Genomic DNA, 23,617 nt, shown 5'->3' with positions numbered 1-23,617 from the left:
CGCCATGACGGCACCCCGCACGCTGCCCGGCCACCTCGCGCACCCGTTCTCTCCTCGCGGGCGGCTCGACCCGTATCCGGCGTACCGCTGGCTGCGCGAGCACGATCCCGTGCACTTCGACGTCACCTCGCGCATGTGGCTGCTGACCGCGCACGCCGACTGCGCGCTCGCGCTGCGCGACCCGCGCTTCTCGGCCGCGCTCGGGCAGCGGGAGCGGGTCAGGGACGACGAGCTGCCGCCGTCGATGCTGACCACCGATCCCCCCGAGCACCAGCGCCTGCGCTCGCCCGGCGCCCTGCTGATGGGCCCGGCCGCCATCCGCGGCATCGCGGGCGACATCGAGGCCGGGATCGGCGCGGTGCTCGACGGGCTGGCCGGCCGGGCGGAGATCGAGGCCACCGCCGACCTCGGCGAGCCGCTGGCCACCGGCGTGCTGGCCAGGCTGTTCGGCCTGCCGGCCGCCGACGTGCCGGCCTTCGCCGGGCTGGCCGCCCGCGTGTCGGTCAACCTCGACCCGCTGGCCGGGCCGCAGGCCGCTGCGGCCGGGCGGGCCGCGATGGGCGAGCTCACCCGCTTCCTCGGCGAGCGCGCCGACGCCGCCGCCGAAGCCGCCGGGAACGGGCCGGGCGGCTCGCCGTTCGGGCGGCTGGCCGCCGACGACCGGCTGACCAGGGCCGAGATGCTCGGCATCGCCGCGCTCACGGTCGTCGGCGGATGGAAGCCGCTGGCCGAGATGGTGGGCAACGCCCTCCACTGGCTGCTGCCGCGTGCGGAGGCCGCCGGCCTGATCAGGAAGGGCGGCCCGGACGTGGCCGAGTCGGCCGTCGACGAGCTGCTGCGGCTGGAGTCGCCGATCCCGTTCACCGCCCGCGTGACCACCGAGGAGGTCCCGCTGGACGGCGGCGTGATCCCGGCGGGGGCGAGGGTGCTGGCCCTGGTCGGGGCGGCCAACCGCGATCCGGCGGTGTTCGACCGGCCCGACGAGCTGCTGGTCACCCGTTCGCCCAACCCCCATCTGGCCTTCGGCGCGGGCACCCATCTCTGCCTGGGCGCGCCGCTGGTCAGGCAGGCCGGCGGGCTGCTGCTGAGCGGGCTGCTGGAGCGGTATCCCGGGCTGCGCCGCACGGGGAAGCCGCCCGCCTGGGCGCCGGGCCTGGTGCCCAGGAGGCTGACCGGCTTCACCCTCGCCATCTGAGCCCCTTCCCCGGTCAGCGGACGTTGGCGCCGCGCCAGCGGAAGGTCAGCAGGCTCAGCAGCAGCGCAGCCAGGCACCAGGCGCCCAGCACCGCGGCGGTCCTGCCCAGCTCCCACGTGCCGGCGGGCTCCACCACCGCGAAGTCGGCCGGCAGGAACACCGAGCGCAGGCCCTGCGTCATCCACTTCAGCGGGAAGAACGCCGCCAGGCTCTGCATCCACGCCGGCAGCTCGCTGTAGGGGAAGAACACCCCGGAGATGAACTGCAGCACCAGGAACGGCAGAGTGACGATGGCCGCGGCCGAGCGGGCGTTCGGGATGACGGCGCTGAAGGCCACCGCCAGCAGCGAGCAGGACGTCGCCCCGAGCAGCAGCACCCAGCCGAAGGTCAGCCAGTGTCCGGCGTCCGGCGGCAGCGGCAGGCGGAACAGCGCGACGCCGACGCCCAGCAGGATCGCCGCCTCCAGCACCCCGGTCACCACCACCCGGACGATCTTGCCGACGAAGTACGCCGTCTTCGGCATCGGCGAGGAGGCCAGGCGGCGGATCATGCCGTTGTCCCGCTCGATCGCGATGTTGATGGCCAGGCCGTTGAAGCTGACGCTCATGATGCCGCAGGCGATGATCCCGGCCACGAACATCTGCTTGAAGTCGGTGTGCGTGCCGGGGACCGTGCCGGAGAAGATCGAGCCGAGCACCAGCAGCAGCACGATCGGCAGCAGCAGCGTGAAGAACAACGACTGCCGGTTGCGGAAGAACGACTTCAGCTCCACCGACGAACGGGCCGCCGACGCCCGCCACAGCCCTGACCCGCCGCCCGACGCGCGCACGGGACGGCCCTGCTCGGCCACGATCGCGTTCGAGCTGGTCATGCCTGGGCCCCCTGGTTCTCGCGGATCAGCTTGAGGTAGACGTCCTCCAGCGTGGGCCGGTGGACGCGCAGGTCGGGCAGCTCGCCGGCGCCCGCCCGCGCGGCCCAGGGCAGCAGCGCGGCCAGGGCCCGCGTGGGCGTGTGGGTGAGCAGCGTGAGCGTGCCGCCGGGCACGCCGGGCGTGCAGGACGGGTCGAGCGCGGTGCCCGCGGGCAGGTCCGGCAGGTCGGCCGCGCTCAGCTCGGGGGTGAGGGTGAAGCTCACCGCGGCGGGTGTGTCGCGCCGCCCGCCCAGCTCGCTCACCGGCCCGGTCTCGACGATACGGCCGGCCACGATCACGGCCGCGCGCTGCGCCAGCGCCTCCACCTCGTCGAGGTAGTGGGTGGTCAGCACGGTCGTCTTGCCCTGGTCGGCGAAGAAGCGGACCAGGTCCCACGCCTCCATCCGGGCCTCCGGGTCCAGCCCGGTGGTCGGCTCGTCGAGGAAGATCAGGTCGGGGTCGCCGACGACGCCGACGGCCACGTCCAGGCGGCGCAACTGGCCGCCCGAGAGGGTCTGGGCCTGCTTGCGCTCCTTGGCGCCGAGGCCCACCATGTCGATCACCTGCGCCGCGGGCAGCGGCGCGGGGTAGAAGGCGGCGAAGTGCTCGACGACCTCGCGGACGGTCAGGTCCGCGTAGGCGCCCGTCGTCTGCGGCACGATGCCCAGCCGCGCCCGCCACCGCGGGGCGTCCTCGGCCGGGTCACGGCCGAGGACCCGCACGTCGCCGCCCGAACGCCTGCGCACGCCTTCGAGGATCTCGACCGTGGTCGTCTTGCCCGCGCCGTTGGGGCCGAGTAAGGCGAACACCTCTCCGGGACGAACGTCCAGGTCCACACCCTGCAGGATCAGAGCGGGACCGTACTGCTTGCGCAGCCCCCGTACGTGGATGGGGTTCGCCTGGTCGTCGGACATGATCTCCTCTACCTCCTCTTGGCGTGCGTGGCTCCCGGCGTCAGGTGCAGCAGCAGCAGGGGCAGCAGCAGCAGTTGACGTCGACGCCGGCCGCGATCGAGTCGAGGTCGCCCTCGCTCAGCTCGGCCATGTCGATCTGCGGCGTCTCGGGGATGTGGAACTCGAACGTCCCCGTCTCCAGCCCGCGCTCCCACAGCGAGACCTGCACGTCGAGGTTCGTGTCGTGGTGGCCGTCGGGAACGTTGCGCACGAGGGTGATCTGGGCGCCCGCGGGAACCTCGAGGCCGGCCTCGGCCAGCGCCTCACGAGGGTTGCCGTCCAGCTTCGCCGAGAATTCCTCGCTCGACCACGCGGTGATCAGGACTCGCGTGTAGGCGTTGACGAATTCGGTCCGCTCTCTGGGGTTCAGGGCCATTGCGTCCTCCTGGAGCTTTTCCCCTTCGGCGCGGTGCGCCGTCTCGGAACGGAGTCTTACACAGCCGAATTCGGAGTGCCTAGACTTAATTTCCGGGGCCCTGGATTAAGTATTGAGAGCCCTCTGCTTAAAAGGTACTCTGCAAATACGCCGACCGGAACAATACGAAGCGATATACGTATTCGATGGCCGGAAATGCGTATCGAGAATATTCGTTTGCGTAAGCCATCGGGAGAACCCATGTCCGGGACGTACGTATCCCCCCGGGTGCCGCCGGGACCCGCCGGAACCCAGAGCCTGAGGGCCATGCGCGACGCTCCGCTGGAGTTCGTCACCGCCATGGCGGCCCTGGGCGACGTCACCCGCCACGACGCCGACGGGGAGCCGGTCTACATGCTCAACCGCCCCGACCTGGCCAGGCACGTGCTGAAGGAGAACGGCGCCGCCTACACCAAGGAACGCACGCCGGACGACGACATGCTCCGCCCCCTGCTCGGCAACGGCCTGCTGACCAGCGACGGCGCCGAGTGGGCGGCCCAGCGCAGGATGTGCGCGCCCGCGTTCAGGCCCGCCGAGGTGGGCCGGTTCGACCGGGTCATCGTGGAGGCGGCCGAGAATCTGGTGGCGCACTGGGCCGGCGGCCGGCCCGTACGCGTCGACCACGACCTGACCTCGCTCACCCTCACCGTGATCGTGAAGGCCATGCTGGGCACCGACATCGGCGTCGCGGGCGAGGGCTTCGGCCGCGCCGTGGACGCGGTCAACCGCTTCATCGGCCACTACGTACCCAGCGACGACCCCGACCCGGCCGACACGGCCGCCCGGCACGCCGGCTTCCTGCGCGCGCGGGCCTTCCTCGACCGGGTCACCAGGCTCATCATCGCCGCCCGCCGGGCCGGCGGCGCGGGCGACGACCTGCTCGGCGCGATGCTGGCCGAGGGGCACGCGATGTCCGACGCCGACCTGCGCGACCAGGTGCTGACCATCGTCATGGCCGGGCACGAGACCACCGCCAAGTCGCTGACCTGGACGCTCTACCTGCTCGACCGCAACCCGGAGGCGGCCGAGGCGGTGCACGCCGAGATCGACGAGGTGCTGGCCGGCCGCTCGCCCACCGCCGCCGACCTGCCCAGGCTGCGGCGCTGCCGGCAGGCCGTCCAGGAGGCCATGCGGCTCTACCCGCCGGTCTGGCTGATCTCCCGCCGCGGGACGGCCGACGACGTGCTGGACGGTTACGACGTACCGGCCGGGTCGCTGGTATGCGTCAGCCCGTGGGTGCTGCACCGGGATCCGAGGTACTGGGCGGAGCCGGATGCGTACCGGCCGGAGAGGTTCGACCCCGACCGGGCCGCCCGGCTGCTCAGCCACCAGTACCTGCCCTTCGGCGGCGGCCCGCGCATCTGCGTCGGGCGGCACTTCGCGCTGGTGGAGGCCACGCTCGTGCTCGCGGTCATCCTGCGCGGGCTGCGCATGGAGCTGGTGGCGGGCTTCCCCGTCGAGCCCGAGGCGCTGGTCACGCTGCGGCCCCGGCACGGCCTGATGATGACCCCGAGGCCCCGGTGAGCGCCTCGGTGAGTGCTCAGGCCGCTACCGGCTCCTACGACGCCGCCAACACCACCTGGGGCGGCGTGGCGGGCGAGCTGGCCCGGCTGGAGGCCCAGGCGGCGCTCTCCTTCGAGGAGGAGCTGCGCATCATGCGCGACCTCGGCCTGACCGGCCAGGGGCCGCTGCTGGAGCTCGGCGCCGGGTCCGGCGCGGTGACCCGCAGGCTGCGCGCCGCCGAGCCGGGGCTGCCGGTCATCGCGCTCGACGTGGACGCCGCCCTGCTGCGCAACGCGGGCGGCTGCGGCGCGCCGCTGGTCACCGCCGACGGCGCCCGGCTGCCGTTGCGTACCGGCAGCGTGGGCGGCGTACTGCTGCGGTACGTACTGCAGCACGTGGGCGATCCGGCGCCGATGCTGGCCGAGGCGCTGCGCGTGCTGCGTCCCGGCGGCCGGATCGTGGTCGTCGAGGTGGACAGCATGTTGTGGGGGCTGGCCGACCCGATGTACCCGGAGCTGGCCTCCGTCCACGCCACCATGGCCCAGGCCCAGCGCGGCGCCGGAGGAGACCGGCAGATCGGCAGGAAGCTCACCCGGCTGCTGCGCCGCGGCGGGTTCGCCGACGTGGTGCTGCGCCCGTTCGCCACCACCAACGACACCCACCCCACCGCGGCCTTCGCCCCGCATCTGGGGCCCGAACGCCTGGCGCCGCTCGTCGCCTCGGGCGCGCTGCCGATGGCGGGGCTCGCCCTGGCCGCCGACCGCTGGCGGCGCTTCCTGGCCGACCCGGACGCCTGGGTCATGCTGCTCGGCTTCGTCGTCGCCGGGACCGCACCGTACGGACCGGCTCAGCACCCATCGGAAGGAAGCACGTCATGAGTCCGTTCTGGAAGATCTTCATCGCGATCTTCAGCTACATCAGCGCGATCGTGGGCCTCGGGCTGGCCGTCGTGAACGCCAGCGAGAAGCCGCCCTCGACCTCGCTGGCCATCGTGTACGGCGCCGCCGGCCTGCTGTTCCTGGCCGTCGGCGTGCTGCTCAGCCGCAGAGCCCGCTACTGAGGGCGGCCCGGGGCCCGGCCCTTCAGGAGGCCGGGTCGCAGGGGCGCACCTCGACGATGTCACCGGGCGCGTAGGGCATCTTGCGCGCCCACGACTCGGCCTCCTCGGCCGACTGGACCTCGATGACCCAGATGCCGCCGATCTGCTCCCGCCCGACCGCGTACGGCCCGTCGACGGCGGGCCCGTCGGGCCTGACCAGCTTGCCCTCCCTGGACCTGGTCAGCCCCGCGCCGTACTTGACCTTGACGCCCGCCATCGCCATCGCCCGGCCGAACTGGCGGTGCGCCTCGGCCATCCGCTCCCGCTCGCTCTCGCTGAAGGCGTCCCAGAGCATCTCGTCGCCGTGGATCAGCAGCACGAAGTCCATGAGTCGTCTACCTCCCTGTGGGTTCTGCCCCAAAGGCGTGGTGGGGCGCGGGCAGAGCCCCGGTTGGCACTATCGTGACATCCTTCCACGGTCGCAGCGCCGTAACTCGACCCGGTCGCCCGGCCCGGCCGGCAGGCGCCCGGCCCACTCCAGCGCCGCCTCCTCCGACGGCAGGTCGAGGATCCACATGCCGCCCAGCTCGGGACTGCCGTCCTCGCGCGGCTCCCCCTTCGCCGCGTCCGGACGGGCCAGCCGCGCGCCGAACAGCACCGTGACGCCGGCCTCCCGCAGCTCCCGCCCGAAGTCGAGGTAGGCGGCGAACAGCCCGGCCCGGTCCTGCTCGGGCAGCTCGGCCCAGGCCCGTTCCGGCCCGTGGATCAGCAGCGCGAACTCCATGACGGCTCCTTCCCTGCGCTCACATCTGCCGCCGCGCCAGCCGCGCGAACAGCCCCTGCTCCTCGGTGAGCAGCTCGTCGTAGGTGCCCTGCTGGACGATGCGCCCGCCGTCGAGCACCAGGATCTTGTCGGCGTCCCGGATGGTGGACAGCCGGTGGGCGATGACCACGCGCGTGGCGTTGAGCCGCCGGGTGCTCTCGGCGATGACGTTCTGGGCGGGGTTGTCCAGGGCGCTGGTCGCCTCGTCGAAGAAGACGATGCGGGGCCGCGAGACCAGCGCCCTGGCGATCATGACGCGCTGCCGCTGGCCGCCGGAGAGCGTGTTCGTGCCCTCCGACAGGACGGTGTGCATGCCCATCGGCATGGCCGTGATGTCGTCGGCGATGCCGGCCATCGCCGCCGCCTCCCAGGCGTCGTCGACGGTGTGGTTCGTGCTGCCGACGATGTTCTGCCTGATGTCGCCGGCCAGCAGGGCGCCGTTCTGCAGCACCACGCCGCACTGCCGGCGCACCGCGCCGAGGTCCAGCTCGCCCAGGTCCTGGCCGTCGTACAGGACCGAGCCGACGTCGGGCTGCTCGAAGCCGAGCAGCAGGCGCAGGATCGTGGACTTCCCGCTGCCGGTCGGGCCCACGATCGCGACGAACTCGCCGGGCTCGATCGACAGGTCGATGTCGGTGAGCACCGCGGGGCCGTCCTCGCCGTAGCGGAAGGAGACCCGCGACAGGCTGACGCGGCCCGACAGGTCGCCGGGGTCGGCCTTGCCCGCGTGGTCCTCCGGCTCGGCCTCCAGCACCGGCGCCAGCTTCTCCAGCATCGGCACGACGCCCATGGCCGTGATGGCCGCCCCGGTGAACTGCAGCACCGAGGCGATGAGCAGGCTGAACGCGGCGAAGAAGGCCAGGAACGCGCTGATCGGGAGCTGCCCGCGCAGCGGCCCGGCCGCCACGGCGAAGATCACCACCGAGCAGACCAGCGGGAAGCCGGCGTTGAAGGTGGTCACCACGTTCTGCAGCCGCCGGGCCGCGGCCGAGGTGGTCCTGGTGGCCATGAAGTCGCGCGTCCACACGCCGAACGCCTGGTCCTCCGCGGCCGCCACGCGCAGCTTGGGCACCGCCGACAGGAGCTGGAACACCCGCGAGGACAGCCGCTGCTCCTGCTCGTACAGGCGGCGTTGCAGGCGCACCTCGAAGAACCCGGCGACCGCGCACACCAGCACGCCGGCCAGCACCAGCAGGGTCGCCAGCAGCGCCAGGCCGACGTCGTAGAAGTACACCAGCGCCAGGTTGGCCAGCCCGCCGAACAGCCCGAGCGTCGCCGTGGTCATCACGCCCGACAGCGTCTCCTGCGCCGCGCTCACGCCCAGCACCGTCGTGCCCAGCTCGCCGGTGGAGTACCGGCCGAAGAACGTGACGGGCAGCGACAACAGCCGCGTCCACGCGCCCGCCTGCACCCGGGCCGACGAGCGGCCCTCGATGCGCAGGGCCGCGACGTTCTGCACGATCGACAGCGCCCCCGCCACCAGCGCGCCGCCGATCACCAGCGCCGCGCCCTGCACGATGAGGTCGCGCTCGGCCCGCTGCACGAACGTCCCCAGCACCAGCCCGGTCATCGCGGGCACCAGCAGGCCGATGACCGCCACCAGCGTGCCTAGGGAGGCCAGCACCCAGAAGTCGCGGCCGTTGCGGGCCAGGCCGAAGCGCAGCAGCCCGGCCACGGTCCGCACCTCGCGCGGCAGCGGCTGGTACAGCACCTCGGCCTTGCCGCTCAGCGTGGCCGCCACCGCCTTGGTGACGGGCGTGACCCGGCTGTGGCCCGGCTGGGCCACCACGTACCGCGAGCCGATCGGCAGCAGGGCCACCGGCGTCCCGTCGTCGGACCGGTAGCCCACCATGGGCCCGATGTCGTGTTTCCACCAGCCGTCGTCCAGCCGGACCGAGCGCGTGCGCACCCCGGAGGCCAGCGCGACGGCCTGCAGCGGGTCGGCTCCCCGGGCCTGGCCGGGTGGCGGCGCGGTCACGGTGAACCCGCCGTGCGAGGCCACCAGCCTGGCCGCGGCCAGCGCCGGCGGGTCGGCGGTGACGTCGGCCAGGCGCACCTTGGCCTCGGTGTCGCGGAGCAGCGTGTCGAAGCCGCGGCGGGCCGCCCGCGTCGTGCCGGCCTCGCGCTCCTTGCGCCGCCGCAACGCCTCCAGCTCCTGCGCCCGCCGCCGCTCGACCCGGCGGTCCACGGTGTAGAGGAAGCGGATGGCGTGCTCGACCCAGCGGGCCCAGATCGTCTCGTCGGCCAGCAACTGCCAGGTCGAACGGGCGCGCAGCCGCGCCGGCGCGTCGGCGACCAGCCAGTCCCGCTCGGTCACCGCCAGCTCGGCGCCCGCGGTCAGCACGCCGGCCACCCCGTCGGGCATCTCGACCGCGCCCGCCTCGACGGTCATCCACCGCACGCCGTCCACCGAGCGGGCGGCGCGTCCGGCGGACAGCTCGGTCACCGCGTCGGGCAGCAGCGGGACGAACTCGCGCGGCGGCAGCGCGTCGCGCAGGGCGGTGGCCAGCGCGATCATCCCGGCCTCCAGCCCGCGGACGAACTGCCGGACGGCCAGCCCGTACTCGGCGGTGGACATCGTGGCCGACCGGTTGGTGCCCGACAGCTCGCCCAGCCTGGCCAGCGGCAGGCGCGAGACGCGGGTGCCGAGCACCGGACGGCCCACGATGCCGTGCCTGGGCCCCTTGGGCGAGCCCGGCAGCAGCGTGCCCTGCCGGACCCGGCACAGGTAGTGCCACCGGCCGACCGGACGGCCGCCCTCCAGCCGCACCGCGAACAGGTCGACCGCGCCCTCCTCGACCAGCAGCACCTCGCGCACGCCCGACAACACGAACAGGTTCTCCGCCGAGTAGTCCACCGGCGTGGCGGCGTCGGTGAAGAACGGGGAGAAACCGGCCACCTTCAGCACTGCGTCATCCTCCGTGTCATCCTCCGTCGCCGTTCTTGCGCGAGCTCCTGAGCAGCTCGGCGTAGCGGCCGTCGAGCGCCAGCAGCTCGGCGTGCCTGCCGCGTTCGACCACCTCGCCGCGGTCGAGCACGATGATCTCGTCCGCGTCGCGCACGGTGGACAATCGGTGCGCGATGATCAGACAGCCGCAGCCGCGCCTGCGCAGGTTGTCGGCGATGGTCCGCTCGGTCTCCGGGTCCAGGGCGCTGGTCGCCTCGTCCAGGATCAGCAGCGTGGGCTGGATCGACAGGGCGCGCGCCAGCTCCAGCCGCTGCCGCTGGCCGCCGCTGAGATTCCTGCCGCCCTCCAGCACCCGGCTGTTGAGGCCGCCGGGCCGGGCCGCGATCAGGTCGAACAGCGCCGCGTCGCGCAGCGCCGAGACCGCCACCTCGTCGGGCACGTCGTCGCTCCACAACGTCAGGTTGTCGCGCACGGTGCCCTCGAACAGGGTGATGTCCTGGTCCACGTAGGCGACGGAGGCGGCCACGACGGCCCGCGGCAGGTCGTCGCGCGGCCGGCCGTCCAGCAGCACCTGGCCGGCGGTCGGCGCGTACAGGCCGGCGGCCAGCTTGCCGGCGGTGGACTTGCCGCTGCCGGAGTTGCCGACGATCGCCACCCGGCGGCCCGGCACCACGGTGAACGACAGGTTCCTGATCACGGGGGCGGCGAGCGCGTTGTAGCCGAAGGTCACGTCGGCGAACTCCAGCCGCCCGTCCAGGCGCCCGCCCGGGTCGGCCCGCTCCCCGCCGGCGGCGGCCCGCTCGAACGTCCTGGCCATCGGGTACTTCTCGACGTCGTACAGGCGGCAGATGTCGGCCGAGATGTCCTGCAGCTGGCCGCCCAGGTTGGTGAGCTGGGTGACCGGCCTGGACAGGGCGTTGAGCAGCGTCTGGAACGCCACCAGCATGCCGACGCTGATCACGCCGTCCACCACCCGCAGCCCGCCGATCAGCAGGATCAGGCCGCTGTTGATCCCGGCCAGCAGCGGCGGCACGACGGTCAGCGTGGCCGTGGCCACGCCCAGCCGCTGCTTGGCGGTGACCGCCTTGGCCAGGAACCCGGCCCAGCGCTGGAACGCCGTCGGCTCGGCCCCCGTCGCCTTGACGGTCTCCACGAGCTGCAGCGTGTTGAACGTGGTGGAGGTCAGGTTCCCCAGGTCGGCCCGCAGCGCCGCCACCGCGTCCGTCCGCGCCCGCGACACCTGGCGCAGCACCAGGATGTTCAGCAGCGCCATCGACACCCCGACCAGCCCGAGCAGCACGTCGTACCGGATGAGCACGGCCGCGTAGAACAGCACCAGGACGAGGTTCACCAGCGTGACGGCCAGGTCCCGGGAGAGGATCTCGGCCACGCCGTCGTTGGCCTGCACCCGCTTGGCCACCTCGGCCGGACGGCGCTGGAGGAAGAACTCCACCGGCAGCCGCAGCAGATGGCGGAAGAACCGGGCCGAGCTGACCAGGCCGAGCCGGATCTCCAGCCGCAGCAGGTAGTGCCGCTGCACCGAGGTCAGCACGAACACCACGACCGCGGTGACCCCCATCGCGAACAGCAGCGGCACCAGGTAGCCCGGGTCGCGCCCGGTCAGGATCCGGTCGATGAACACCCGGCTGAAGGCCGGGCCGATGATGCCCGGCACGACCAGCAGCAGGCTGGCCAGCAGCACCAGCGGGAGCGCGCGGCCCGAGGGCATCCGCCGCGCCAGCAGGGCCTGCCCGACCCGGGTGGGCCGGCCGCCGGGCCGGAAGTCCGGCCCCGGCTCGAACGTCAGGACCACGCCGGTGAAGCCGGAGTCGAAGTCGTCCCAGTCGATCATCCGGGGGCCGCCCGCCGGGTCGTTGACCGCGACGGCCTTCCTGCCGAACCGGCTGCGCACCCCCTCCAGGACCATGAAGTGCTGGAACGCCCAGAACACGATGGCCGGTTCGGTCAGCGAGCGCAGGTCCTCGGCCTCCATCTGGAAGCCCCTGGCGATCAGCCCGTAACGGCGGGCGGCGGCCACCACGCTGGATGCCTTGGCGCCGTCGCGGGAGACGCCGCAGGCCGAGCGGAGCTCCTCCAGCGGCACGAACTTGCCGTGGTAGCCGAGGATCATCGCCAGCGAGGCGGCCCCGCACTCCACGGCCTCCATCTGGATCACCGTCGGCGTGCGCCGCCGCCATCTCCACCGTCGCCGCCGCCGTACGGGGGCCGCCGGGGGAGTGGGCGCGGCGGTTTCCCCAGGGGCCTGGTCCGCATGCCCCTGCTCGGGGACGCCGGTGGTGGTCACACGTCCCTCCCGGGGGCGCTGGTCGTGGTCACGCATCCCTCCTTCGGCCGGGCGGCGGGGGCGCTCACGCGGCTCACCTCAGCGCCCGAGCAGCAGGTCGAAGAGCGTCTGGCTGCCCAGCCCTATCGCGCCGCTGACGGAGACCTGCGACTGCAGGCCCACCGGCGGCCCGTTCCTGGTCGACCAGGCGTAGCCGGACGGCGTGGCGGCATCGCGCACCAGGTCCACGATCACCAGCCGGGACGGCGTGTTCCGCAGGTAGCCGCGCGCCGGGTCCTCGCCGCCCACCAGGTCGGCGGCCTGCTCGGTCATCACCGGGTAGGCGCTGACCGACACGACGCGGCCGCGCAGCAGCCCGTACGCGCCGGGCGGCGCCGAGGAGACCGCCAGATCGACCGGCTTGCCCGGCACCACGCCCATCGCCCGGTCGACCGGCACGAACAACATCGCCACCAGCCGGTCGCCCGGCGCGTCCGTACGCTCGATGAGCAGCAGCTCCTCGCCCTCCCTGACCACGTGCCCCGGCACGGCGGAACCGGCGACCACCCGCCCGGTGAACGGGCTGCGCACCACCTGCTCCGACCCGCCGTCGGCGGCGATGACCGCCACCGCCTGGCCCTCCCGCACCGCCTCGGCCGGCTGGACGAGCATCGAGCGCACCGTCCCGCCGTACGGGCTCTGCAGCCGCGCCGTGCCGCCGGGATGGGTCAGCAGCCCCACGGCGGGCACCGTGACCGGCAGCCTGCCGGCGAAGAACCACACCCCCGCGGCCACCACGATGATCAGCACCACGAACGTGGCGATCCACCCGCGCGGAGAGGCCAGCAGCGTCGGCGAGTCCAGCTCGTCGGGCTCCCGCATCCGCTGCAACGCCTTGAACCGGAACTTCATCACGCCGTCCCCTGGAAGCGGCCGCCGGGCCGCCGTCGTGCCGTCATGTGCCCATCACCGCCGGCTGCCGACGATCAGCTCGCCGACGCTGCCCTCGGTCAGGTAGTCCAGGCCGCTGGCCAGCGCGAAGTCGGCGGCGTCCCCGCCGCCCAGCGCGCACACGGCCAGGTCCATGGCCGTGCCGGCCAGGTAGAGCGTCTGGTAGAGCACGCCCACGTGCTTGAGGACCAGCGAGTAGCCGATCGTCTCGTACTTCCACATCACCCGGCCGAAGCGGGCGGTGACGGTCAGCAGCACCTGCGGGTCGCCGGTGAGCTGGGCCGCCGACCTGGCCCGCTCGACCAGCGCCCGCACGGCGGGCGTGGGCGGCGAGACCAGCTCCAGGGCGTGCCCGGCGGTGTCGTAGTGCCACAGTCCCGGCTCGGCCCCCTGACAGGACACGATCAGCGGATAGACCTCCAGCTCGTGGACCGAGCCGCCGGAGGGGTAGGGCCGGTCGGTCAGCTCCTGGCCGTCCGGCGAGGTGAACACGGCCCGCCGCCGCATCGACCGGTAGAGCAGCTCGCCCAGCTGGGCCAGCGTGACGGGCGCGTCCTGGTCGTGCTCGCGCAGGGAGCGGCGGCGTTCCAGCGTGTCGGTCAGGCTGGGGTCGGTCTTGGCCAGCAGCTCCAGGTCGGGGCGGGGCAGCTCGATCCGTTCGCCGGTGAACGGCGGAGGGTCGGCGGGCACCGGGTCGAAGCGGGAGGTGAAGGCGTACGTGCCGCCGTAGCGGCCGGTGTAGCGGGGGCCGCGGCTGTGGGCGTGCAGCCACAGGTCGCGCGGGTGCCACTGGGCCTGGCGCAGGTCGTCGTCCTCGGGGCCGGTGGCCAGCACCCCCGCCGCCGCCAGGAACCGCAGCGCCTGCCCCTGCGCCGGAGTTCGCGGCCGGTCGTCGGCCGCCAGTTCCGCCGGGGTCGTCCAGGACGCCAGCGCGCCGAGCAGCCCGCAGGCGTCCGGCGACAGCTCGACCACCGCCGGGCTGCGCGGGGAGCGCACGGTCAGCACGCCCTCCCCGGCGGTGACGACGGCGAAGCGCGACAGCCTGATCGGCGTGTCCGCCGCCGGCGCGGGCGCGGGCTCCACGCTCCCGGCGCCGACCGGACGCAGCCGGGCCCCCGCCGCGGCGTACTCCAGCAGGCCGGCCCTGGACAGGCGGCGTACCAGCAGGTTCCAGCGCAGCAGCCCGGCCTCGCCCACCGTCGCCGCCAGGGCGGTCTCGCCCGCGTCGCCGCCGGCCAGGATCCGCAGGGCGGCAGCGGTGCCGGCGTCGAGCCCGCGCAGGCCGAGCGAGCCGGCCGGCGCGGAGATGCGCACCTCGCCGTCCGCCTCGGTCAGCTCCGCGTCCCGCCGCAGCCGCAGCTTGGTCTCGTCCATGGCCCGCTCCTCTCCGTCACCCAGGGGCCCCGCGAACCGGTCAGAAGAAGACGCTGGTCGGATTGAGCTCGTCCTCGGCGCGGGGCTCGGGGATCCAGCCGAGCGAGACCGGCACGTCGTACAGCCGGCCGGGGCCGAGCCGCCGCCAGAAGTGCCGCATGCCGGGCGCGATCACCCGGACCACGCTGAGCTCCAGGTCCGGGCGGCTCTGGTCGAGCGCGATGACCTCGATCCCGGCCGCGGCGGCCCTGGCCACGCAGGTCTGCACGTCACCGGCCAGGTCGCCGCCGTCCGAGCGGGCGTAGTCGGCCAGGGTGCGGGGACGCGCCGCGGGGTCGGGCACCAGCCACTGCTCCTCGGCCAGCTTGGTCTCCTTCCACCAGGCCAGCGTGGCGACGTCGTCGTCCAGGTAGAGCGTCTCGCCCCGCTCGTCGCGCCGCTCCACCGAGGGCAGGAACTGGTTGACCTCGGTCAGCGTCCTGATGGCGGCGATCCGCGGGTCGAGGTGCGCGCCGAACCCGACGATGACGTCCTCCACCGGGTGCCCCAGCCGGTGCGACACCCCGACGAACGCCGGGATGCCGAGGTCGGTCGTGATGTCGAGCAGCCACAGGTCGCGGTCCATGCCGCGGTAGAACTCGCGCACGGTGTCGACGTACGGGTCGCGCAGCGAGTCCAGGTCGAAGGCCGGCCGCCGGGCCCGGTTGTACCACCACAGGGCCACCGCGTCACGCTCGACCAGCTCGCAGAAGCCCTGGAGGACGGCCTCCTCGATCGAGTTGCCCGAGGCGTTGCCGTTGGAGTCGCCCACGCAGTAGAAGTGGCGTTCCAGGTCGGGGTGGCCGTACCAGGCGTAGCCGGAGGGCACCAGCCGCTCCCGCTCCTCGGTCAGCGACCAGGCGGGCGACCAGTCGACCGGCAGGTCCGTACGGAACCGCTCGGGCACCAGGTGCAGCCGGTGCGCGGGGTCCTTGTTCCACTCCTCGCGGCCGGCGTACTGGGCGTCGGAGAAGTGCAGCAGCGACTCCGGGTGGACGGCCACCGCCGGGTCGAGGTCGGCGTAGGCGGCCTCGGTGACCGGCTCCTCGCCGCGCCAGACCCCCGAGTAGCGCTCGATGGCCTCGCACAGCGCGCTCACCTTGGCCTGCACCTCGGTCCGGCCCTTGCCGCCGCTCTGCCCCCGCAGGTTGCGCCGCAGCAGGTCCATGTTGTCGCCGATCATGGCGAAGTTGTGGCCCGCGGTGAAGCTGTAGGTGACGCCGTTGTCCTCCTCGGCGAAGGTGTGCAGCCGGGTGACCGCGCCGATCAGCGGGCTGATGTGCTTCTCCAGCCGGGCGTACGTACGCGCGGGCGGCTCGATGCGGTAGCCGCCGTCGGTGACGTGCCGGGCGCTGCGCGCCGACAGCGCCACCTTGGGGCTGCGCTCGCTGATCAGCGTGGGATCGCCGCAGGCCGGGCACTGCGGCAGCCGGACCAGGGTGTGCTCCATGACGCCGAGCGTGCGCAGGTCGACGGTGGTCATCCGGCCCTCCAGCCGCGAGGAGGCCGCCCCCGCGGCGATCCGCGCCAGCTCCACGGCCAGCAGCCCGCCCGCCACGGCCGGACCGGCGGGCGCCGACTCCCGCGCCGGGTGGAAGGGCGCCCCGCTGCCGCGCTTGCCCGCCAGGTACCGCTCGACCTGCCGGTTCCCGGCCAGCCGCTGCGCCAGGCAGGCCCAGCAGCCGGTACGTCCCGGCTGGAGCACCGGGCCGACCCAGAGCGTGATCCCGCCCGGTTTCACCAGCACCCACGGGTGCCCGGCGGCCAGGTAGGCGGCGTTGAGCCGGTCGAGCGCCGGATCGAGGTAGTCGCCGGCCACCACGACCGACATCGTCCCGCCGGGCTCGGCGGCCGCCTCCTCCGCGCTCGCCGTACGCATACGTAATCCGTGCTCGCGCAGCACCGGGAGCAGCGGCGCGGCGTCGGCCCCCGCGCAGGCCACGACGGTGAATTCGGCGCGGGAGAGCGCGTCGTGAGCGTGGACGGGGTCAATTCCCTGCGCGTCCCAGAATGCCAGCGTGCTGTCCGGCCAATCGGGGCGGCCATTGGCGAGATGGCCGAATGCGGCGAATTTGCGAATGGCGATGAGCGTCTGCGGGAGCGGCACTTCGTCGCTCAGCGCGCTCGCGATCTCGGCGACGGTGCGCCGTCCGTCCAGGTAGGGAAGGAGTTTCCCGGCCCCCGCCGACCGGACGAGGTAGTGCTGCCCCTCGGCCAGGAGAAAAACCTTCGACCCGTCGATCACCTGGGGTGTGAAGTGCGCCTTGAGACGTGGGCGGTCCATGACCCTCCCCGTATCGGGTCCATATCGGTTGATCGCAGAGTCGCACCGGCCCGGATCCGGTGTAAAGACGTAATTCCGGCGTACGCATTTCACCGGGACGACGGGGGAAAATACGTATTGGTCCGTCGGGAATGCGCATGCGCCCCGGCGTGGGCTTGCTGTTGAACCCGGTGCCAATAGTCCCGATTAGTCGGATTCGTGCGCCTAGGTATTGACAGCCCGCCCGCCCCAGGCGGCATGATCCTGGTGGACAGTTTCAGGGGGGCCGAACTGTGGGGAGTGGCGATGTCTTCGGGACAGCCGCTGCTACACCGTGACGTCGAGACCGCCGCGATGCGGGAGGCGTTGTCGAGGGTCCGTGCCGGCGGCCCCTCCGTCCTGCTGATCCAGGGGGCCCGGGGCATGGGCAAGACGACCTTGCTCAACGCCGCGCTGGCGGCCAGGGGCGAGGTGGGGGCGCTGCTGCTGATGGCCAGGGGCCACCCCACCGAGCGCGACCACCCGTTCGGCGTGGTCCGCCAGCTCTTCGAACCGCTCATGACCGCCGGCCGCGCGCCGCCGTCCGGCGGGAGCGCCGTCGTCGGCCCCGACCTGGGCGGCGGGCTCGACCGGGGCCATCCCGTCACCCCCGACCTGCTGCACGGCCTCTACCGGGCCACCCGGTCCTTCACCGGCGACCGGCCGCTGATCATCGCCGTCGACGACGTGCACCACACCGACCCACAGTCCTCCCAGTGGTGCTCCTACATCGCCCGGCGGCTCGACGGCCTGCCCATCGCGATGATCCTCACCACCGCCGACACCGGCGCCGACGCCGGCGGCCCCGACGACCTGGCCAGGGACCTGGCGGCGCTGCCGTACACGCGGCTGCTGCGGCCCTCGCCCCTGTGCGCCCAGTGCGCCGCCCGGCTCATGGAGTCCGTGCTCGGCGGCGGGGCGGAGATCGGGGACGAGATCGGCGAGGAGATCGCCGCCGCCTGCCACCGGCTCACCCAGGGCAACCCGCTGCTGCTGCGGGAGCTGGCCGGGCGGCTCGGCCGGTCCGGCGTGCGCCCGGTGAGCGCCGAGCTGCCCCGGGTGCTGGACATCGGCGCGCTGGCGCTGACCGAGACCGCGCTCGGCTGGTTGTCCGGCAGCGGCTCCGGCGTGGACGCCGCGGGCGTCGACCTGCTGCGCAGCCTGGCCATCGTCGCGCCCGAGGACGGCATGGAGGTCGCCTCCATGATCGCCGGGCACGGCCAGGACACCGCCAGGGCGGCGGGGGAGACGCTGCGCCGCGCCGGGCTGGTCACCGGCACGCCGCCCGACCGCTTCGCCCATCCGCGCATCCAGCAGGCCGTGCTGGCCGGGATGGACCCGGGCGAGCGCGACCGGCTGCACCGCCGTACCGCGTCGCTGCTGTACCGGCTGGGCGCGCCGCTGAGACGCTCGGCCCGGCACCTGATGTCGGCCGGCCCGACCGGCGACCCGCTCACCGTCACCGTGCTGCGCGAGGCCGCCGGCGAGGCCGCCGCCCGGCACGCGTGGGAGGACGCGACCGGCTACCTGCACCGTGCGCTGGCCGAGACCGACGACCAGGACACCGTGCTGGAGGTCACCGCCGAGCTGGGCGCCGTGGAGAAGCACCGCGACCTGCCCGCCTGCCTGCGCCACCTGCGCACCGCCTACGGCCGGGTCAGGATGGCCCCGCACGCCCTGATGTCGCTGGCGCCGTTCGCCGACATCCTGGTCACCGCGAACTCCGCCGAGGCCGCCGAGGTCTTCGCCGGCGCGGCCGAGAGCGCCGCCGCCGCCCCCCAGTTCGGCGGCGCGGACCTGCTGCTCGTGTTCGCCGCCCAGGCGCTGCTGTGGGGCCGCTCGGCCGGACGGCTCGGCCTGCGCCGGCTCGGACGCTCCCTCGGCACGCTGGTCAGCCCGGCGGCCAGGGAGTTCCTCAGCGTGCTGGCCCTGGCCAGCGGCGCGCGGGGCCGCAGCCTGCCGCGCACGCTCGCCCAGACCCGGCGCTGCCTCGACGGCCAGGGCCCGGTGCCGGCGGCCGCCGTGCTGCCGCTGGTGTGGGGCGACCGCCTCGACGAAGCCTCCTACTGGGCCGAACGCCTGGTCAGCGAGACCCAGGAGGCCGGCTCCGGCACCGGCCTGGCGCTGGCGCTGCTGACCAGGGCCGAGGTGCGCTACCAGCTCGGCAGCCTGGAGGCCGGGCTGGCCGACGCCGAGGCCGCCGTCGCCAGCGCGCGCGAGTGCCAGGCCGAGGGCTTCCACGTGGCCGCCGCGGCCTGCGCCGCCCGGGTGCTGGTGGAGTTCGGCGACCTGGAGGCCGCGGAGTCGGCGCTGAAGTCCGTCGCCCCGTACGGCGACTGGCACCCGATGATCTCCGGGCAGGCCCTCGACGCCCTGGGCCGCCTCCGGCTCGCGCAGGGCCGCCCGCGCGACGGCCTGCTGACCCTGCTGGAGTGCGGCCGCCGCCTGACCGCCGCCGGCATCACCAACCCCGCCTGCGTGCCCTGGGGCACGAACTCGATCCTGGCGTACGTCCTGTCCGGGGAGCGCTCGGCGGCCCGCATGGTGGCCGAGCGGGAGCTGGAGCTGGCCCGCGCCTGGGGCGCGCCCACCGTCGTCGCCCGCGCGCTCAGCGCGGGCAGCCTCGCCCACGAGGGACAGGTCCGGCTCGACATGCTGCACGAGGCCGTCGCCCTGCTGGGCAACCGCGGCGCCCGGCTCGAACACGCCAGGGCCCTGCTGCGCCTCGGCATCGCCCAGCGTCAGGCGGGCGACGACGGCAAGGCCCACGAGACGCTGGCCCTGGCGCTGCGGCTGGCCGCCGACTGCGGCGCGGGCCGCCTGGCCGCCCTGGCCGACAAGCACCGCGCCGCCACCGCCCCGGCCCGCGCCGCCACCCTCACCCCCGGCCACGACGACCACGTACTGACCGTCGGCGAACGCCGGGTCACCGACCTGGTGCTGCGCGGGATGAGCAACCTGGAGGTGGCCACGACGCTGTCGATCAGCAAACGCACCGTGGACACCCACCTGGCCCGCATCTACCGCAAGCTCGGCATCCACACCCGCGCCGAACTCGCCGTCATCCTCACCGGCCTGTCCGACGACGACCACCCCGCCGCACCCGCCGGCGAACCCGTGCCCACCGGCCCCCACGAATATCTGTAGCCCAGGTCAGGCCGTGCTCTTCGAAGCAGTCAACCAGCTCATCACCTACGACGAACGCCAACGGATGGTCCCCCGCGACCGTGGCCAGCTCACCACGCTCGTCGACTCCGCCCGCGCCCGGGACCCCGCCGATCACAGCACGCTGCGCGCGCTCGGGATCGGGCTGCTGGTTCTGGGCGAGTACGGCGACGCGATCCGCTGCCTCAGCCGTGCGCTCGACCTGGCGGACACGACCGGCAGGCGGATCGCCGCGTCGCTCAACCTGGCCGACGCCCATCGGTACGCAGGTGACGCGGCAGCCTCGGAAACCCTCTGCCGCACGATGCTCACCCTTGCGAGGAACGAAGCACCAGAGATGGTGTGCTTCCCGCTCCAACACCTCGGCAAGACCCTTGCCGACCTGGGTCGCAAGGAGGAGGCCCGCGAGGTGCTCCTGGAGGCCCTGGCCCTGCGCACGGCCGGAGGCGACCCCGAGCTGATCGCCGGCAGCCGGGCGGCCCTGCGATCACTCGACGCCGCCACCACCGGCGAAGCCCCGACCCCCTGGCCGTGATCCGCCCGCTCGGCCTCCCCCTCAGCCGAGCCGGTACAGCTCACCGCCGCCCTCGTCGGACGTGCCGCCGTACGCGCTCGTGGGAACCCTCGTGCCGTTCTTCCGCACCCATGAGGCGATGGCGGGGTCGCCGCTCATGGGACCGCTCCGACCCGACCCATTGATCACGATGTGGCGCAGTTCGCCCTTGCGGACGTACTCCTGCAGCCTGGCCACCGTCATCGCCGGGTCCTGCCCGGTGAAGCCGCCCATCGCCATCACCGGCTCGCCGGTCGACAGGATGATCGACGACGCCTGCTGGGCACTGACCACGGCGACCAGCCAGCGCGCACCGCCCCGGTTCTTGAGCAGGTAGCCGACCATGTCGTCGCTCAACTCACCGGCCGGCCCGCCGACCACCAGCATGCCGCCCCGCACCTGGGGCGGCGCCGGACCGTTCCCAGCCTGACCGTTCGGGACCTGACCGTTCTGGGCCTGCGCCGCGTACGGCCCCGCCAGCGCGTTGCCACTGGTGTTGCCGCCGCCGAACGCGGTCACCGCCGCGTACGCCCCCGGACCTGCCAGGGCCGCGACCAGCGTGAACGTCACCGACGCGACGACGACGCCGTGGCCCGGCGCCCACGGCAGCCGCGCGGCCACCATCGCGAGCACCGCCAGCACGGTCGCCGCCACGATCACCCAGCGCAGCCATGGATTCCAGTCGGGCGTCCGGTTCAGCAGCGTGAACGACCACATCCCTGTGACCGCGACGCCCAAGGGCAGCACCCACGATCACCGGAGCGGCCCCCGGTACGCGTCGTACAACGACACCCCGCCCACTCCGGCCAGTACGGCGATCGCGGGGGCCAGAGACGTGGTGTAGTACGGGTGGAACACGCCCTTGGCGAAGCTGAACGCCGCGCAGTACATCGCCAGCCAGCCGCCCCACAGCACCAGCCCGGCCCGGGCCAGGTCGGTGCGCGACCGCTTCCACAGCAGCACGACCCCCGCAACCAGCGCGAGCATCGCGAACGGCAGCAGCCAGGAGATCTGACCGCCGACCATGTCGTTGAACATTCGTCCCGCGCCCGCGGCGCCGCCGAAACCCCCGCCGCCACGGCCGCCGCCGGGCGTCTCCAGGCCGAAGATCCGGCCCAGGCCGTTGAAGCCGATGACGAGGTCACGCACGGTGCCGTCGGTGCTGCCTCCGATGAACGGGCGACTCCCGGACGGGGTCAGGTCGACCACCACCATCCACCAGGAACTCGACACCACCAGCACCGCACCCGCCGCCAGCAGATGCCGCACCCGGCGCAGCACGCCCGGCCTGGCCGCCACCAGGTAGGCCAGCGCCAGCGCCGGGACGACCACGAACGCCTGCAGCATCTTGGTGTTGAACCCGCACCCCACGAACGCGGCCGAGGCCAGCAGCCAGCGCAGGCGTCCCGACTCGATCGCGCGCTGACACGACCACGCGGCCAGCACCAGCCACAGAACCAGCAGCGTGTCCGGATTGTTGTCGCGGTTGATGGCCACCGTGATCGGGGTCAGCGCCAGCACCCCGGCAGCGATCAGCGCCGCCGGAAACCCGGCCGCGCGCCGTACCGTGGCGTGCAGCACCGCGACGGCGGCCACCCCGGCCAGCACCTGCGGCAACATCAGGCTCCACGTCCCGAACCCCAGGACGCGGGCGAGCAGGCCCATCGCCCACAGCGCCATCGGCGGCTTGTCCACGGTGATGAACGACTCGGAGTCCAGGGCCCCGAAGAAGAACGCCTGCCAGCTCTCGGTGCCACTCTTGACCGCCGCCGAGTAGTAGGAGTTGGCGTAGCCGGCCGACCACAGGTTCCACCCGTACAGCACGAAAGCCGCCAACAGCACGCCCCAGAGTGCCGGACGCGACCAGCGCGGATCTTCAGGCCCGCCCAAGGCCAGCCGGCGCAGCCACCCCGATGCGGCAGGTGAGCGGGGCCTGTCAGACGGGCCCCGCGGATCGGAGGGCGTCTGTGCACGACGTACGCGGATGGTCATGTGACCTCGTCCTTCCGGGCCGTGCCGACGGTCGGATCGGCCGGGGCCGGCCGGCGCCCCAGGCGCCGTGGATGGAAGATCCAGGTGCGCATCAGAAGGAACCGCACCAGCGTCGCGACCCCGTTGGCGGTCACCAGCGCGGCGATCTCGACGGCCCGTGGCGCCTCGGGCGCCAGTGCGTGGAGCAGGGCCAAGCAGCCGGTGCTCAGCACCAGTCCGAGCAGGAACGCCAGACCGCCCTCCAGCTGCTGCCTGAACGCCCGTTCCCGGCCCGTCACCCCGAAGGTGAATCGGCGGTTGGCGGCGGTGTTGCCGACAGTGGTGATCAACAGCGAGACCGCGTTCGCCCACAGCGGCCCCGTCACCATGCGCAGCAGCACGAACAGCACCAGCTGAGCGATCGTGCTGAACACCCCGATGATCGCGAAAGTCGGCAGTTGCCGGGCCATCCCCGCCGGCAGCCGCGGCCGCGGCCGGCTCTCCACCGGGGCGTCGAACGCGCCCGTCAGCATGCGCCGCGCCACCCGGGCCATGCCCTTCACGTCATCCAGTGCGGTTCGCAGGACGTCCACGCGGCTGTCGGGGTCGTCGACCCAGTCCACCGGCACCTCGTGGATGCGCAGCCCGTTGCACTCGGCCAGCAGCAGCAACTCGGTGTCGAAGAACCACTTCTCGTCCTGCACCGACGGCAGCAACGCCCTGGCGATCACGGTCCGCGCGGCCTTGAAACCACATTGGGCGTCGGTGAAGCGGGCCGCCAGCGTCGTGCGCAGCAACACGTTGTAACCCCGGGAGATCAGCTCCCGTTTCGGGCCGCGTACCACCGCCGACCCGCGCGTCAGCCGGGTCCCGATGGCCAGATCGCTGTGCCCGGAGATCAGCGGCGCCACCAGCGGAAAGAAGGCGTCCAGGTCGGTGGACAGATCCACGTCCATGTAGGCGACCACGTCGGCGTCGCTGTGGCTCCACACATGCCGCAGCGCCCGTCCCCGGCCCTTCTGCTCCAGCCGTACTGCCCGGACCCCTTGCAGTTCGGTCTCCAGCTCCTGCGCGACCTGCCACGTTCCGTCGACGCTGGCGTTGTCGGCGATCGTGATCCGAAACCGGTAGGGGAACGTCTCTTCCAGATAGGTGTGCAGTCTTCGCACGCTGCACGCCAGCACATGCTGCTCGTTGTAGACCGGAATGGCGATCTCCACCATGCGATCCAT

General features: G+C 73.3%; 19 protein-coding genes. 6 read left to right on the top strand and 13 right to left on the bottom strand.

The genetic code is table 11. From position 1 onward, the window contains the following. Positions 1–4 precede the first annotated feature (4 nt). Positions 5–1,195, top strand: coding sequence for a cytochrome P450 (locus tag ABZ459_RS01205; RefSeq protein ID WP_357964426.1), 1,191 nt, complete (start codon positions 5–7; stop codon positions 1,193–1,195). Positions 1,196–1,208: 13 nt separating this feature from the next. Here ABZ459_RS01205 and ABZ459_RS01200 read toward each other — a convergent pair whose 3' ends face one another. Genes ABZ459_RS01200 through ABZ459_RS01190 form a run of 3 tightly spaced genes read right to left on the bottom strand, consistent with a single transcriptional unit; the run spans position 1,209 to position 3,434 of the window. Continuing rightward, the gene (locus tag ABZ459_RS01200) at positions 1,209–2,066 is read right to left on the bottom strand and encodes an ABC transporter permease (protein ID WP_357964424.1); all 858 of its coding nucleotides are present in this window, start codon (positions 2,064–2,066) and stop codon (positions 1,209–1,211) included. Next, positions 2,063–3,019 carry an ABC transporter ATP-binding protein gene (locus ABZ459_RS01195; protein WP_357964422.1) on the bottom strand — a complete coding sequence of 319 codons (957 nt, stop codon included), beginning with the start codon at positions 3,017–3,019 and terminating at the stop codon, positions 2,063–2,065. The genes ABZ459_RS01200 and ABZ459_RS01195 overlap by 4 nt, the downstream gene beginning before the upstream one ends. Before the next feature lie 40 nt (positions 3,020–3,059). Further along, on the bottom strand, positions 3,060–3,434 hold the full coding sequence (locus ABZ459_RS01190; protein WP_352326163.1) for a hypothetical protein: 375 nt from the start codon (positions 3,432–3,434) through the stop codon (positions 3,060–3,062). A gap of 306 nt (positions 3,435–3,740) precedes the next feature. Here ABZ459_RS01190 and ABZ459_RS01185 point away from each other — a divergent pair, with 306 nt between their 5' ends. Genes ABZ459_RS01185 through ABZ459_RS01175 form a run of 3 tightly spaced genes read left to right on the top strand, consistent with a single transcriptional unit; the run spans position 3,741 to position 6,036 of the window. Beyond that, positions 3,741–4,997 (top strand): cytochrome P450, encoded by a 1,257-nt coding sequence (locus ABZ459_RS01185; protein WP_357964420.1) that lies wholly within the window; start codon positions 3,741–3,743, stop codon positions 4,995–4,997. 8 nt (positions 4,998–5,005) lie between these two features. Next, positions 5,006–5,854: a methyltransferase domain-containing protein gene (locus ABZ459_RS01180; RefSeq protein WP_352356827.1), complete on the top strand. Its 849-nt coding sequence runs from the start codon at positions 5,006–5,008 to the stop codon at positions 5,852–5,854. Beyond that, a complete protein-coding gene (locus ABZ459_RS01175) occupies positions 5,851–6,036 on the top strand; it encodes a hypothetical protein (RefSeq protein ID WP_352326166.1) in 186 nt (61 codons plus the stop codon). Before ABZ459_RS01180 ends, ABZ459_RS01175 begins: the two co-directional genes overlap by 4 nt. Positions 6,037–6,058: 22 nt before the next feature. Here the strand turns inward: ABZ459_RS01175 and ABZ459_RS01170 are convergent, their stop codons facing one another. The 7 genes from ABZ459_RS01170 to ABZ459_RS01140 all read right to left on the bottom strand — a co-directional run bounded on the left by ABZ459_RS01170 (position 6,059) and on the right by ABZ459_RS01140 (position 16,678). After that, positions 6,059–6,403, bottom strand: a complete 345-nt coding sequence (locus ABZ459_RS01170; RefSeq protein ID WP_352356825.1) for a YciI family protein — start codon at positions 6,401–6,403, stop codon at positions 6,059–6,061. 69 nt (positions 6,404–6,472) lie between these two features. After that, positions 6,473–6,799, bottom strand: coding sequence for a YciI family protein (locus ABZ459_RS01165; protein WP_357964418.1), 327 nt, complete (start codon positions 6,797–6,799; stop codon positions 6,473–6,475). Between the two features lie 19 nt (positions 6,800–6,818). After that, positions 6,819–9,746, bottom strand: coding sequence for an NHLP bacteriocin export ABC transporter permease/ATPase subunit (locus tag ABZ459_RS01160; protein WP_357964416.1), 2,928 nt, complete (start codon positions 9,744–9,746; stop codon positions 6,819–6,821). A gap of 16 nt (positions 9,747–9,762) precedes the next feature. Then, a complete protein-coding gene (locus ABZ459_RS01155) occupies positions 9,763–12,087 on the bottom strand; it encodes an NHLP family bacteriocin export ABC transporter peptidase/permease/ATPase subunit (RefSeq protein ID WP_357964414.1) in 2,325 nt (774 codons plus the stop codon). Positions 12,088–12,129: 42 nt separating this feature from the next. Further along, the gene (locus ABZ459_RS01150; RefSeq protein ID WP_357964412.1) at positions 12,130–12,942 is read right to left on the bottom strand and encodes an HlyD family efflux transporter periplasmic adaptor subunit; all 813 of its coding nucleotides are present in this window, start codon (positions 12,940–12,942) and stop codon (positions 12,130–12,132) included. Between the two features lie 54 nt (positions 12,943–12,996). Then, complete coding sequence (locus ABZ459_RS01145; protein WP_357964410.1) at positions 12,997–14,355, bottom strand: SagB family peptide dehydrogenase; 1,359 nt, start codon at positions 14,353–14,355, stop codon at positions 12,997–12,999. 40 nt (positions 14,356–14,395) lie between these two features. Further along, positions 14,396–16,678, bottom strand: coding sequence for a TOMM precursor leader peptide-binding protein (locus ABZ459_RS01140; RefSeq protein ID WP_357964408.1), 2,283 nt, complete (start codon positions 16,676–16,678; stop codon positions 14,396–14,398). 285 nt (positions 16,679–16,963) lie between these two features. On the opposite strand from ABZ459_RS01140, the gene ABZ459_RS01135 reads away from it, so the two are divergent. Next, positions 16,964–19,843, top strand: coding sequence for an AAA family ATPase (locus ABZ459_RS01135; RefSeq protein WP_357964407.1), 2,880 nt, complete (start codon positions 16,964–16,966; stop codon positions 19,841–19,843). Positions 19,844–19,856: 13 nt separating this feature from the next. Next, on the top strand, positions 19,857–20,396 hold the full coding sequence (locus tag ABZ459_RS01130) for a tetratricopeptide repeat protein (protein ID WP_357964405.1): 540 nt from the start codon (positions 19,857–19,859) through the stop codon (positions 20,394–20,396). A 21-nt stretch (positions 20,397–20,417) separates the two neighbouring features. On the opposite strand, the gene ABZ459_RS01125 is transcribed toward ABZ459_RS01130, so the two are convergent. The 3 genes from ABZ459_RS01125 to ABZ459_RS01115 all read right to left on the bottom strand — a co-directional run bounded on the left by ABZ459_RS01125 (position 20,418) and on the right by ABZ459_RS01115 (position 23,608). Further along, complete coding sequence (locus tag ABZ459_RS01125) at positions 20,418–21,152, bottom strand: hypothetical protein (RefSeq protein WP_357964403.1); 735 nt, start codon at positions 21,150–21,152, stop codon at positions 20,418–20,420. A gap of 15 nt (positions 21,153–21,167) precedes the next feature. Further along, on the bottom strand, positions 21,168–22,256 hold the full coding sequence (locus tag ABZ459_RS01120) for a glycosyltransferase family 39 protein (protein WP_357964402.1): 1,089 nt from the start codon (positions 22,254–22,256) through the stop codon (positions 21,168–21,170). 146 nt (positions 22,257–22,402) lie between these two features. Beyond that, positions 22,403–23,608 carry a bifunctional glycosyltransferase family 2/GtrA family protein gene (locus ABZ459_RS01115; RefSeq protein ID WP_357964401.1) on the bottom strand — a complete coding sequence of 402 codons (1,206 nt, stop codon included), beginning with the start codon at positions 23,606–23,608 and terminating at the stop codon, positions 22,403–22,405. Between the last annotated feature and the right edge of the window lie 9 nt (positions 23,609–23,617).

The organism is Nonomuraea sp. NPDC005692 (assembly GCF_040631115.1).
GTDB lineage: Bacteria > Actinomycetota > Actinomycetes > Streptosporangiales > Streptosporangiaceae > Nonomuraea.
Note: the sequence above shows the minus strand (reverse complement) of the source record. Positions and strands in the feature narration are given on the sequence as shown.